Source organism: Microbacterium sp. 18062 (assembly GCF_902706225.1).
Lineage (GTDB): Bacteria > Actinomycetota > Actinomycetes > Actinomycetales > Microbacteriaceae > Microbacterium.
Map to the genome: position 1 here is coordinate 21723 of NZ_CACSKB010000010.1, position 12807 is coordinate 34529.

13 protein-coding genes and 1 tRNA gene are annotated in these 12807 nt (G+C 70.9%); 7 read left to right on the forward strand and 7 right to left on the reverse strand.

Annotated features, from left to right (window positions below; translation table 11 throughout):
• Positions 1–18: 18 nt before the first annotated feature.
• The 4 genes from GVL03_RS05510 to GVL03_RS05525 are packed head-to-tail and all read left to right on the forward strand — an operon-like array spanning position 19 to position 3715.
• Positions 19–567 carry a ribose-5-phosphate isomerase gene (locus tag GVL03_RS05510; protein ID WP_159499990.1) on the forward strand — a complete coding sequence of 183 codons (549 nt, stop codon included), beginning with the start codon at positions 19–21 and terminating at the stop codon, positions 565–567.
• Positions 567–1565, forward strand: a complete 999-nt coding sequence (locus tag GVL03_RS05515; protein WP_159499991.1) for an Fpg/Nei family DNA glycosylase — start codon at positions 567–569, stop codon at positions 1563–1565. Before GVL03_RS05510 ends, GVL03_RS05515 begins: the two co-directional genes overlap by 1 nt.
• Positions 1566–1589: 24 nt before the next feature.
• A complete protein-coding gene (locus GVL03_RS05520) occupies positions 1590–2225 on the forward strand; it encodes an FMN-binding negative transcriptional regulator (protein WP_159499992.1) in 636 nt (211 codons plus the stop codon).
• Entirely contained in the window at positions 2222–3715 is a 1494-nt protein-coding gene (locus GVL03_RS05525; protein ID WP_159499993.1) for an amidohydrolase, read from the forward strand. The genes GVL03_RS05520 and GVL03_RS05525 overlap by 4 nt, the downstream gene beginning before the upstream one ends.
• 60 nt (positions 3716–3775) lie before the next feature.
• On the opposite strand, the gene GVL03_RS05530 is transcribed toward GVL03_RS05525, so the two are convergent.
• The gene (locus GVL03_RS05530) at positions 3776–4261 is read right to left on the reverse strand and encodes a Dps family protein (protein WP_159499994.1); all 486 of its coding nucleotides are present in this window, start codon (positions 4259–4261) and stop codon (positions 3776–3778) included.
• Between the two features lie 161 nt (positions 4262–4422).
• On the opposite strand from GVL03_RS05530, the gene GVL03_RS05535 reads away from it, so the two are divergent.
• Together GVL03_RS05535 and GVL03_RS05540 are read left to right on the forward strand one after the other, a co-directional pair.
• Positions 4423–6564, forward strand: a complete 2142-nt coding sequence (locus GVL03_RS05535) for an acyltransferase family protein (protein ID WP_159499995.1) — start codon at positions 4423–4425, stop codon at positions 6562–6564.
• Positions 6565–6616: 52 nt separating this feature from the next.
• Positions 6617–7153, forward strand: a complete 537-nt coding sequence (locus GVL03_RS05540; RefSeq protein ID WP_159499996.1) for a gamma carbonic anhydrase family protein — start codon at positions 6617–6619, stop codon at positions 7151–7153.
• 466 nt (positions 7154–7619) lie between these two features.
• Here GVL03_RS05540 and GVL03_RS05545 read toward each other — a convergent pair whose 3' ends face one another.
• From GVL03_RS05545 to GVL03_RS05565, 5 genes are read right to left on the reverse strand one after another with little or no spacing between them, the layout of a single operon-like run.
• Positions 7620–9011 carry an HNH endonuclease signature motif containing protein gene (locus tag GVL03_RS05545; RefSeq protein ID WP_159499997.1) on the reverse strand — a complete coding sequence of 464 codons (1392 nt, stop codon included), beginning with the start codon at positions 9009–9011 and terminating at the stop codon, positions 7620–7622.
• Positions 9012–9056: 45 nt separating this feature from the next.
• Entirely contained in the window at positions 9057–9845 is a 789-nt protein-coding gene (locus tag GVL03_RS05550; protein ID WP_159499998.1) for a hypothetical protein, read from the reverse strand.
• Between the two features lie 4 nt (positions 9846–9849).
• Entirely contained in the window at positions 9850–11019 is a 1170-nt protein-coding gene (locus GVL03_RS05555; RefSeq protein ID WP_159499999.1) for a hypothetical protein, read from the reverse strand.
• Positions 11019–11315 (reverse strand): hypothetical protein, encoded by a 297-nt coding sequence (locus tag GVL03_RS05560; protein WP_159500000.1) that lies wholly within the window; start codon positions 11313–11315, stop codon positions 11019–11021. Before GVL03_RS05560 ends, GVL03_RS05555 begins: the two co-directional genes overlap by 1 nt.
• Positions 11312–11629, reverse strand: coding sequence for an SAV_915 family protein (locus GVL03_RS05565; RefSeq protein WP_235038032.1), 318 nt, complete (start codon positions 11627–11629; stop codon positions 11312–11314). The genes GVL03_RS05560 and GVL03_RS05565 overlap by 4 nt, the downstream gene beginning before the upstream one ends.
• A gap of 80 nt (positions 11630–11709) precedes the next feature.
• Here GVL03_RS05565 and GVL03_RS05570 point away from each other — a divergent pair, with 80 nt between their 5' ends.
• Positions 11710–12600, forward strand: a complete 891-nt coding sequence (locus tag GVL03_RS05570; RefSeq protein WP_235038033.1) for an alpha/beta fold hydrolase — start codon at positions 11710–11712, stop codon at positions 12598–12600.
• A gap of 78 nt (positions 12601–12678) precedes the next feature.
• Here the strand turns inward: GVL03_RS05570 and GVL03_RS05575 are convergent.
• Positions 12679–12752 (reverse strand) — tRNA-Gly (locus GVL03_RS05575).
• Positions 12753–12807 lie beyond the last annotated feature (55 nt).

The window sequence follows — 12807 nt, forward strand, 5'->3', positions numbered from 1 at the left end:
GATCTCTAGGATGGGCACATGCGCATCCACATCGCCACCGATCACGCCGGCCTCGAGTTCTCGACGCGCCTGCAGCATCACCTCGCCGAGCAGGGTCATGAGGTCGTCGACCACGGCCCGCTCGACTACGACCCGGTGGACGACTACCCGGCCTTCTGCATCCGTGCCGCCCAGGCGGTCGTGCGCGACCGGGCCGCGGGCGTCGAGACCCTGGGCGTCGTGTTCGGCGGCTCCGGCAACGGCGAGCAGATCGCGGCCAACAAGGTCGCCGGCGTCCGCGCCGCGCTGGTCTGGAACATCCCGACCGCGGAGCTGGCGCGCGAGCACAACGACGCCAACGTGATCGCGATCGGCGCCCGTCAGCACACGTTCGAGGAGGCCGCGTCGTTCATCGACCGTTTCGTGGCGACCCCCTTCTCGGGCGAGGAGCGCCACGCGCGCCGGATCGCGCAGATCGCCGCCTACGAGCAGGACGGCTCGCTGCTTCCCGATCCGCGCGCCGGTGCCGAGCGCGGCCCGGACGTCCTGGACGAGGACACCAGCAGCTTCGACCCGGAAGCGGGCTGATGCCCGAGGGTCACTCCGTCCATCGCATCGCCCGCCAGTTCGAACGCAACATCGTCGGGCGCCGGGTCGCCGCCTCCAGCCCGCAGGGGCGGTTCGCCGAGGGCGCGGTGCTTCTCGACGGACGCGAGGCGATCGGGGTGCGCGCGGTCGGCAAGCAGATGTTCCTGGCGTACGAGGGAGAGCTCTGGTTGCGCGTCCACCTCGGCATGTACGGGGCATGGGACTTCTCCGGCGAGATCCTCGTCGACCCGACGATCGCCTCGGCGAACGGGCGGATGGGGCAGACCAACCAGCGCGGCACGGTGCTGGACGAGCCGGTCCTGGATGCCGCGGGGGAGAACTCCCTCGCCTCGATCGGCGCGCCCCGGCGCGCCCGGGTGCACGTGCGCATGTCGGAGCAGACCACGGGGCTGCCCGAGGACGACGCCGAGTGGCCTCCGCCCGTGATCGGCCAGGTGCGGCTGCGCCTGCTGACCGATCTCACCTGCGCCGACCTGCGCGGTCCCACGGCGTGCCAGGTGCAGACGCCCGACGAGGTGCAGGCGACGATCGCGAAGCTCGGACCCGACCCGCTCGTGGACGATCCCGACGAGGGCGAGGAGCGATTCGTCTCGGTCGTGCGGCGCAAGCCCACGCCGATCGGGCTGCTGCTGATGGACCAGGGCGTCGTGAGTGGGATCGGCAACGTCTACCGTGCCGAGCTGCTGTTTCGCGCGCGGCTGAACCCGCACACGCCCGGACGCGACGTGCCGGAGGACGTCGTCCGCGGCATCTGGCGGGACTGGGTGCGGCTGCTGCGGATCGGTGTCGAGACCGGCCAGATGATGACGATGGACGACCTCTCGCCGGAGCAGTGGCGTGCCGCGATGGCCCGCCGCGACGACCGGCATTGGGTGTACCACCGTGCGGGCCTGCCCTGCCGGGTGTGCGGGACGGCGATCCTCCTCGAGGAGATCGCCGCACGCAAGCTCTACTGGTGCCCGTCCTGCCAGGCGTGAGGGAGCCATGAGCGTGGGGGAGCCATGAGACAGAATCCCAGCTTCGCGATGACGGACGTCGGGGAGATTCGCCGGCTCATCGACCGGAACCCCTGGGTCACCCTGGTGAGCCAGACCGAGACGGGGCTCGTCGCCTCGCACTACGCGGTGCTGCTCGACGAGGACCGCGACGACCTGTCCATCGTCGGGCACGTCGGCAAGCCCGACGACCTGATCCACGGCCTCGGCGAGCGCGAGCTGCTCGTGGTGGTGCAGGGGCCGCACGGATACATCTCGCCGGACTGGTACGGCGACGTCCCCGCCGTCCCCACCTGGAACTTCGTCTCGGCGCATCTCGGCGGCGTGCCCGAGATCCTGGAGACGGCGGAGAACCTGGCGGTCCTCGACCGGCTGGTGGATCGCTTCGAGCGCGGCATGCCGCATCCGCGGGGGATGTGGCACGCACCGAACGACGAGGCGTTCGTGGAGCGGCTGGAGAAGGGGACGGTCGGGTTCCGGCTGACCCCGACGCGGGTCGTGGCCAAACGCAAGCTCAGCCAGAACCGGCCGGCGGAGACCGTCGACCACATCGTCGACATGCTGCGGGCGGAGGGACCCCACGCGAACCCGGTGCTCGCCGACGAGATGGCACGCGCCCGGGCGGCGCGGAGCGGGTCGTGATCGGCGAGACCGTCGCCGCGATCGCCCGCGTGCGCGTCGCCGGGCCTGGCGCGGAGCTCCTTCCCGACGACGGCCTCTACGACATCGTCATCGCGGACGGACGCATCGCCGACATCGCGCCGTCCGGTGCGCTCCGGCTGCCGCGTGCGGTGCTCGACGCCGACGGGGCGTTCCTCGTGCCGGGTCTGTGGGACCACCACGTCCATGTGACGCAGTGGGCGCTGACTGCGGAGCGGGTCGCGCTCGGCGACACCGGCTCCGCCGCGGAGGCGGCCGGGTGCATGGCCCACGCGCCCGTGCTCGGCGACGGTCGCCGGATCGGCGTCGGGATCCGGGACGCTCTCTGGCCCGACGCGCCCCGGCTCGACGTGCTCGACGCGGCGACCGGCGGCATCCCTGCGTATCTGGTCAACGCCGATCTGCACAGCGTCTGGCTGAACTCCGCGGCGCAGGCCAAGGAGGGGTTCGCGGCCGTCGACGGCATGCTGCGGGAGGAGCCCGCGTTCGAGGTCTGCCGGCGGTTGAACACCGTGTCGCCGGCGGATGCGGACGCCCGTGTCGCGGCCATGGCGGCTGCGGCTGCGGCGCGGGGCGTGGTGGGCCTGGTCGACCTCGACCTGCTCTGGAACGAGGAGTCGTGGCAGCGCCGGGCGCACGCCGGCTTCGACGCCCTGCGCATCGAGTTCGGGATCTATCCCGAGCACCTCGACCGCGCGATCGCCGAGGGACTGCGCACGGGAGAGCGTCTGCGGGGATCCGCGTCGGATCTCGTGCGGGTCGGTCCGCTCAAGGTCATCACGGACGGGTCCCTCGGCACGCGCACCGCGGCCTGCTCGCACCCGTACCCGCACGACCCGGACGACCGCGGCGTGCTCGCGGTGCCGCCCGTCGAGCTCGCGCGGCTGATGACCGCGGCGGCCGGGGCCGGCATCGCCTGCGCCGTCCACGCGATCGGCGACGAGGCCGGACGCCATGCCCTCGACGCGTTCGCGACGTCGGGGGCGTGGGGCACGATCGAGCATGCACAACTGCTGTCGCGCACCGACATGCCCCGCTTCGCCCGTCTCGGCGTGGGCGCGAGCGTGCAGCCCGAGCACGCGCTCGACGACCGCGACCTGACCGACACGATCTGGGCGGGACAGACGGCGACGCCCTATCCGCTGCGCTCGCTCGCCGACGCGGGGGCGAATCTGCTCCTCGGGTCGGATGCGCCGGTGGCGCCTCTGGACCCGTGGGCGGCGATCGCCGCCGCGGTCTTCCGCTCGCGTGACGATCGTGCGCCGTGGCACCCCGAGGAGACGGTGCCCTTCTCGGTCGCGCTGGCCGCGTCGACCCGCGGCGGATCGCTGCATCCGTCCGCCATCGCCGTCGGCGCTCCCGCGGACCTCGCACTCTGCGCGACCGATCCGCGGATCGCGGGGGATCGGGAGCTTCGTGGCATGGAGGTGCGCGCGACGCTCCTCGCGGGCAGGGTCACCCACGACGCCTGACGATGCGAAGAGGCCCCGCCGAACGCAGGATCGGCGGGGCCTCTTCGCGGGGGACGCGGACTACTCGGCGAGGTGCGCCGAGAGAAACCAACGGTCCTTCTCGAGGCCGGCACGCACGCCGATCACGAGGTCCTGGCTCGTGAGGTCGATCTCGTCCAGGCCGTCGATGGCTGCCTGCACATCGACGATCACGGCGTCGATGTCGGCCACCACGTGGCGGATGATCTCCTCCCACGGGGTGAACCCTGCGGGAACGGTGGACGGCTTGCTCTTCGCGGCCACGGTGCTCAGACGCGCGTCGACCGGCAGGCCGAGGGCGACGATGCGCTCCGCGGCGAGGTCCGCGTACTCGCGGGCGTGGTCGACGACCGTGTCCAGCAGCTCGTGGATAGCGATGAAGTTCGAGCCGCGCACGTTCCAGTGCGCCTGCTTGCCGTTGACGGCAAGGGCCTGGAGTCCCAGGGTCACGGGGGTCAGGAACTGAGCGGCGCCCGCGGCGACCGTGGGGTCCGCAGCGGTTGCCGGGATGGTCTGGTTCTTCGACATGATGATGCCTCCGTCTTTCTGCAGTTCGCCTCTGCGGGTTCAACGCTAGCGACGTGACAGAATTCCGCAAGCAAGTTGAGGCTGTGCTTATCAGGTTCTGAGCGGACGGGTCGGTCGCGTCGCAGCGCGGAAACCCGGTCGGGAGCGGCTAGCGTCGAGGGGTGGCAGCGGCAGATCACGAGGCGGTCCCCCCGGGGTTGGACGAACCGGGGCGAACGGTGCGGCGCCAGCGGACCGACCGGTCGCCCGAGCACGCGGAGCCGTCGCGGTTCCTCCCGCACGTGCAGGGGCTTCGCGCGATCGCCGTGCTGCTGGTCGTGCTCTATCACTTCTGGCCCGGGCGCCTTCCCGGCGGGTACGTGGGCGTCGACATCTTCTTCGTGATCTCCGGCTTCCTGATCACCGGCCACCTCGCCCGTGAGCTGACGGCCACCGGAACGGTCCGGCTCGGGCAGTTCTGGGCCCGTCGAGCCCGGCGTCTGCTCCCCGCCTCGCTCCTCGTCCTGCTCGTGTGCGCCCTGGTCGCCGCCTCGCCGTACCTGATGCCGGTCTCCGGGCTGCAGCGGGAGATCAGCGAGATCATCGCCTCCACGTTCTACGTCGAGAACTGGTATCTCGCCTTCACCTCCGCCGACTACCTGAACCACGCGGGCGATCCGTCGATGGTGCAGCACTACTGGTCGCTGTCGCTGGAGGAGCAGTTCTATGTCCTCTGGCCGCTGCTCATGCTTCTCGCGGCATGGATCGGCGTGCGGTTCTTCCGGGGGCGGCGGCTGCGCGCCATCCTCGTCATGCTCGGTCTCGTCAGCGTCGCCTCGCTCGTCTTCTGCATCGTCTTCACCGCGACCGACCCGGCGCCCGCGTACTTCGTGACCTTCACGCGGATGTGGGAGTTCGGCCTCGGTGCGATCATCGCGCTGGTGCCCGCTCTTCGCATCCGCCATGCGATGGGCAGCTTCGTGCTCGGCTGGGCCGGGATCATCGCGCTGGTCTACACCGGGTTCCGCTTCGACGCCTCGACGCCGTTCCCCGGGTACACCGCGCTGCTGCCGGCGCTCGGCGCCGCCGCGGTGATCGCCGCGTCGAACAGCGACCGGTGGTGGTATCCGACCCGCGTCCTGTCGATCCGGCCGATGCGGTTCACCGGCGACATCTCGTACTCGCTGTACCTGTGGCACTGGCCGCTGATCGTGATCGCCCCCTCCGTGCCGTTCTGGGGGCTGACGATCTACCACCGCGTCGCCCTCCTGGTCATCTGCTTCGTGCTCGCCTGGCTGACGAAGAGGCTCGTCGAGGATCCGGCGCGGGGGTGGCGCGTGCTGACGCGGCGCCCGGCGAAGGTGACGCTCTGGGCGTCGCTCGGCGCGATGCTGCTCGTGGCCGGCACCGCGGGCGGTGCGTGGGCGATGAACGCCCCGGCCTACCAGGAGGGCGTGCGCCAGCTGGCGGAGCTCCGCGTGGATCCGCCGGCGTGCTTCGGCGCGGCGGCGGTGCTCGACGAGGCGTGCGCGGACCAGGAGCCGGCGGACACGATCCTGCCGAGCCCTGGCTTCGCGGGCGCCGACAAGCCGGTCGACGAGCAGTGCTTCGTGCAGCTCAACGACGCCCGGCCGGTGTCGTGCGAGTTCGGCTCGGAGGCCGCCGACGCGCCGACGGTCGCCCTCGTGGGCGACAGTCACGCGTTCCAGCTGGTGTCGACGTTCGAGCGGATCGCCGAGGAGAACGGCTGGCGCCTGGTGACCTACTTCAAGGGTGCGTGCCCGTGGAACCCGACGCCGTTGTCGACCTCGGGGGCCTTCGGTGACGCCTGCACGCAGTGGCGCGAGGCCGTCTCGGCCGAGCTGGCCGAGAGTGCACCCGACGTGCTGTTCACGTCGGCGCTCGCCACGACCCCCTATTCGTCGGCGGGCTACGACTCCTCGTACGACGCGGCGGTCGCCGGGTACCGCGCGGCCTGGTCGACGATGACGGATGCCGGGATCCCCGTCGTGACGGTCGTCGACAATCCCGTCTGGGAGACCGACCCCAACAAGTGCCTGCGCACGCGCGACGCCGCCGCGTGCGACGGCGCACGGTCGGACGTGCTGGTCGCGGACGATCCGCTGCGAGGGGCGGCAGAGGGACAGTCGGGGGTCACGCTGCTCGACTTCACCGACGTCTACTGCGACGAGACGACCTGTTTCCCGGTCGTGGGCGGCGCGAACGTGTACCGCGACCAGGACCACCTGACGGTGACCTTCGCCGACACGCTGGCGCCGCAGTACGCGGGTGCCATCCGCGAAGCGCTGGCGGCAGCCGGCTGATCCGGCGCGGGGCGCTGCCGGCCCGTGGGGCGGCGCCGGTAGGGTCGACGGCATGACGGTTTCCGACGGTGCCTCTGTCCTCGGGCTCGGCGACGCGCGCCCGCACATCGAGCCGACGGCGTTCGTCGCGGCCGGAGCGCGCATCATCGGCGCGGTCTCGCTCGGCGATCGGTCGAGCGTCTGGTACAACGCGGTTCTGCGCGCGGACGGCGACACGATCACGATCGGCGCGCGCAGCAACCTGCAGGACAACGTCAGCGTCCACGTCGACGCGGGCTCGCCGGTGGTGATCGGTGAGGACGTCTCGGTCGGGCACAACGCCGTGGTGCACGGCTGCACGATCGGCGACGGCTCGTTGATCGGGATGGGTGCGGTCGTTCTGAACGGCGCCCGGATCGGCGCGGGGTGTCTCGTGGGCGGGGGAGCGGTCGTGCTGGAGGACGCCGAGATCCCGGACGGCTCGCTGGTCGCCGGTGTGCCGGCGAAGGTCCGGCGGGAGCTCACCGCGGAGGAACGCGCGGGCCTGGTGCACAACGCCGAGACCTACCTCGCCCACTCCGCCGCGCACGGCGGCGCGCAGCCGGGGTGACGTCCGGTCGCTGAGCGAGCGCAGCGAGTCGACGCGTGAGGACTCGCGCCGACCGAGGCTCGTCCGCGTCTCTCGTGCGCGAATGCGGGACGAAGAGCCGCCGAACCTGGCGCCGGCAGAGGGCGAATCAGGGCGAGCACCATCGCGGGCAGGGCGCCGACGGGCAGCGACATGAGAAACGCCGTCGCTGTGTTCGTCCGGAACCGGATCCAGAGAAGAAGCGGCGCTGCGTACAACGCCCCCACGAGCACCACCCCCGGGAGGAGCCGGAGGAACAACTGTGGCTCTTTCGCCCACCAGCCGACAGGGTCGCCCATGATCGCATCGGTCTCGGGCGGCGTGCCGAGGGCGAACGGTATCGAGACGACCGCAACGGCGACCACGAAGGAGCCGCATGGGCGACCCCGTCGAGAAGAGGGTGTGGCGCTGCGGCGCGCCGTGGGTGCAGCACGATCGTGCGCGGTGTTCAGAAGGGCGGAGGTTCGTGATCGGGGAGGAATCGCACGACCGGGCACGGGGGATCGTCGAGGTAGACGTGACCGAGGGGCGACGTCCACTCCAGGACTCCGTCTGCGAGTTGGCGGACGGACCAGGTCGTGGCGTGCTTGAGCACATGATGTCGTCGGCAGAGGCAGGCGAGATTGGAGCTGGCGGTGGCACCGCCATGGGCGGCATCGACCGTGTGATCGAGGTCGCAGCGGACGGAGGACATGCGGCATCCGGGGAATCGACAGTGCTGATCTCGGGCACGGAGATGACGTTTGAGATCCTCGCTGGGGCGGTACCGATCGACGGCGAGCACGGCGTCGGTGACCGGGTGGGTGAGGATGCGGTCCCAGCCGGTGCAGGATGAACCCGCGAGCCGACGGGCGGTGTCGGCGTCGATGGGGGAGCGTCCGGCCAGATCGGCCGGTTCTGCGTCGTGGCCGAGAAGGGTGAGGGCGGAGACGGTGACCTGCACGGTCGCGCGGATGACGCCGAGAGTGCCCGGGCCGTCGCCGGTGACGGTCGGGTCGGCCTCCGGTGCGCCGGTGAGGAGGATGTCGGCGAACACGTCGGCGCGGAGCTGGTCCATCGTGCGCCGATCGGAGGCGATCGCGGCCCGTGCTGCCGCTCGTTCGACGTCGGCACTCGTCGCCGATGCTCCTGTGCCGGTCTCATCGACGCGCTCCTGATCGTCGACGAGCTCTTGGACGGCCCCCGAGCGCACATCTTTGAGCGCCTGAGCCTGTTGGGTGAGCCGGTCGTAGATGCCGTCGGCGAGGACGTTCGGAAGCGTGGCGATCACGTCGGACATGCCGTCGCCGAGAGGCATGATCCGGACGGCGCGCGTCTCCCGCGCCGCGTGGTGCCGTTCGGTCAGCGTGCGAGGATGCACGCGCTCGGCGAGCATCTCGAGCCCCCGGCGCGCGCGCCCGGACGTCTCCTTCGCGCAGATCGCGAGTGCGGCGGCCTCGAACTCGCCACGTGCCTCGGACGGGAGCGGGGTGCCGGCGTCGACGATCGCGAGAACATGGCTGCGGTTGATGCGGGCGTCGCCCCAGGCCTGAAGAGTTGCGGCGTAGTCGGTGACGAGCACTGCCGCCTCGCTCATCTGGCGTTGCGCCGTGCGATCCGAGATCCGGAGTGCGCAGCCGACCTCCGCCGCGATCGCGCGCGAGCTCATGTCGCGTTCCCGTGCGGCGGCGGGGTGGCCGGCGGCCACCTGGGCGGCCACGTCGTCGAGTCGGGCCATCGCCCGCACCCGTGCGACCTGCGCGGCGGCTATCGCGCCCTCGGCCGCCGCAAGGTCGTCGAGGGCCGCGGCGACCGCGGCGCTCTGCGCCTCGGTGAACCCCGCGATCCTTTTCGAAGACATGTTCTAATCTTGGAAGGGGGCTCCGACATCGGGCGAGATCGGCCTCTATGTCGTGCGTTCGCGCAGTGCGTCCTCGACGCGGCGCACCGCGGCGATCCCGCCGTCGGCGAGCACGGTGCGCTCGGCGGGGCGCTCGAGATAGTAGCGCACGATCGCGGCGACCTGGTTCGGGTCCGAGCCGAGCGCGATCGCCGGAGCGAGAACGGGACTCCCGGTCCCGCCCCGCGACACGAGCGACAGCTTGGCCGCCGGGCCGGCGACGACGCCCGCCTCGGCAAGATCCTCCCACCGCCACTCGACACGTGCCCGGCCCCGGATGCCGCGCAGGCCCTCGGGCGACAGCTCCAGCCCGGCGGGCACGCGCGTCTGCCACAACCGCACGGCGAGGATCACCACGCCGAGCGCTCCCAACGCGTACGGGCCGCGGGACAGGAGAAACGACGCCGGCATCGTCGGCAGTGCCGCCACGTCGACCACGAGCTGCGCGAGCGCCGGGAGCAGCAGAGCGAACGCCATGACGAGCGTGGGAGCCGTGGCCGCGGCCGACGGAGCGAAGCGCAGGGCACGCGCAGCTGCATCGATGCTGACGACCCGCGGCTCGACGGCGCCGAGCATCACGTGCAGTCCGACGCCGACCGTGAGGATCGTCAGCGCCAACGCGCCCATCACCAGCCGGAACCCGACCCGGTCGTCGACGAACGCGAGGGACGCGGGCAGGAGTGCGAACGCGATCACGAGCCACGCCAGTGGGCGAGGACTGCGCCCGTTCGGGAACACCGGGACTGATGCTTCGCCCACCGGCTCTACGCGGGGTGACATCCGCTGCAGGGTCATGCGCTCAACCTCCCGACGGCACCCGCCGCATCCGCGGCGACGGGGGCGAGTAGCCCTCCAGCCGCGGCGTGCCGCCGGTGAAGTAGTCATCGATGCTCTCTCGGGCGTCCAAGGGCACTGCCGCCTCCCACAACCACCGCGAACCCGCCCCGACCGCCACGCCGCCCACGATGACGCCGCCCACGACCCACCCGACGGGGTTGCTGCCCAGAGCGGCGGCGATGCCGCCTGCGGCTGCGCCACCGGCTGCGCCACCGGCGATGCCGCCGCCCAGCTCGGCGAGCCCTGAAGTGAGAGATCCTCCTGCTGCCACGTCGGAGGCGATCGACACGATGTCGATCACGGCGCCGGCCACGGGGATCACCTTCGCGAACTTCGAGACGCGCCCGATCTGTTCGGCCAGCGCTTCGACGCCTTGCCGCATCGCGCGAGGGTCGGCGGCCTCGGCGGCCGCGCGGACGGCCGGGTTGCCCGACCGCAACTGGTTCCGGAAGGTCTCCGCGGCATCCTGGAGCGTGTCGTGCTCCTTCCGCCAGTCCCCGAGACGCTGATCGAGGAAGCTCTCGTATCCGTCCAGGACGGCTCCCGCGACGGTGTCGTTGCCGTTCCCGACCAATGCATCGACGGTGCCGGAGAGCTGCTGCAGTTCCTCGACGCGCGCGACCAGAGGGACGATGTTCTCACCGATCCAGGCGTCCAGCTCACCCATGATCGTGCCGACCTGAGTGCCCAGATCGTTGTAGCTGGCGATCTTGTCGAGGTAGCTCTCGTACTCCGCGAGGTCTTCCTCGGGGGCACCGGGTGCGGGGCAGTAGCTCAGACTGGTCGTCGGGGGGAAGACCGTCGACCCGATCACGCTCAGTCCGACCTCGCCCGCCTGGAAGAGGAGGGTGGCGTAGTCCTCCTGGGCGCGCTCGAGGCGATTCGCGTAGGCGCGGAAGACCTCGACGGCATCGGTGATGAACCCCGGCGCGCTCTTCGCGCGGTTGCGCACTTTGCCGACCGTGTCGCGCCATGCCTGGCCGGCTTCGCCCGTCCAGTAGTAGCTCGAGTCGCCCCAGATGTATGCAAGTTCGACGTCGACATCCGACATCCGGCTCTTCACCGAATCGAGCCAATCGGCGACGGCTCGCACGCCGGCGGGCGAGCCGGGCATCCGCACCTCGATCGACATCAGCCCTCCAGCTCCGCCTCGAGGCTGGAGAGCTCATCAGCGATCTGATCTTCGGTGGCGAACGTGTCCTGCATGACGTCGTCGGTGATCGCGCCGATCAGGCGCACGGCGCCGCCGTACTCGTTGGCCGCCTCGGCGCCGGCCGCCGCGATGAAGCCGATGAGAGCCGATGCCGCGCCGGCGTCCGCCGCCGGCGGCATATCGGTGAGGGCCTCATCGAGCTGGTCCACACGATCGACGACCTCGCCCATCCGCCGCTGCATGTTGTCTCGGTCCATGTAGATCGGATCGTTCATGCAAGCCTCCCGCCCGCGCGCTCGCTCCGCGGTATCTCGAGATCGAACGCGACGACGTCGAACGGCTGGCCTGCCTTGATCCGGCCGAGTTCGGATGTCATCAGCAGCATCCACGGCTGATCGGGGCCGCACTTGTCGGCGAGACGATCGAGTGCCGTGTAGGCGAGGAGACCGCGTCGACCGTCGGCCAGTCTCCGAACCACGGCCATCTGGCCTTCGCTGTCGGGGTTGTCGACGATGGGCAGATAGAGCACCGGGGGCACGATGACCTCGGGCTGCTCGATCTGCCCGTCCTGCCTGACTCTGGATGCCACTCGCGGTCCTCCCGCCGTCGAAAGCTGCGAGCCCGAGTCTATCGAGACGGATGTCGCGGCATGCCCCGGGGATCGTCAGCGTGACATCTCGCACGGTGGGAGTCCGCCCCGCCGGCGTCGACGGCTTCGTCTCGTCGCCCGCGCGAGGTCGGGACGGGATGTCGGTGCGTGCGGGTACGGTCGCGGGTATGCACGTCGTCGAACGCGGGTCGGGCACGCCGTTGGTTCTGTTCCACGGGTTCGGAGTCGACCATCGGCTGCTGCTTCCGCTGGACGCGGCCGTCCAGAGCGCCGGGGGGTGGCGGCGGCTGTACATCGATCTTCCGGGGCATGGGGGCAGCCCTGCGGGCGAGGTGGCCAGCGCGGAGGACGTCGTGGTCGCGGTGGAGACAGAGCTACGCGACCGGGTCGGCGACGAGCCGTTCGCGGTTCTCGGAAACTCGTTCGGCGGGATGATCGCCCGACGGGTGGCCCATGATTTCCGGCATCGAATGCTCGGTCTCGCCACTATCGCGGGCGTGTTCATCGCGAACCATGCGGACAGGACTCTGCCCGATCGAACCGTGCTGGTGGAGGATCCATCCGTGCTGGACGAGCTCGGGGAGATCGCACCCCAGTACGCGGAGATGGCGGTGATCCAGAGCCGGGAGAACGCACGAGCATTCCTCGAGCACGCGCATCCGGGACTCGCTTCGGCCGACCCGACAGCGGCGGAGCGCATCTCCGAGCGCTACGCGCTTGCCGTCGAGCCCGAGGACGCCTCGCCCGCACCGTTCACACAGCCGGCGCTGTTCATCACGGGGCGCCAGGACCCGGTGGTCGGTTACCACGACGCCTGGGCGCGGATGGAGCACTACCCTCGCGCGACGTTCGCCGCGCTCGACGCCGCCGGACACAACGTCCACCTCGACCGGTCTGCGGTGGCCCAGGCGCTGGTGGCGGACTGGCTCGCCCGCGTCTCCACGTCGTAGGCGAAGGGCTCCGCCCTCCACACGAAAAAGGGCCCGGACGAGCCGGACCTTCTCTCTTGCGGAGGCGATGCTCTCTTGTGGAGGGGATGACGGGAATCGAACCCGCACCATCAGTTTGGAAGACTGAGGCTCTACCATTGAGCTACATCCCCGAGGCAGTGCGAACTGCGGCATCCGTCAGTGTAGCCGAGTTCCGTACGACGTCCT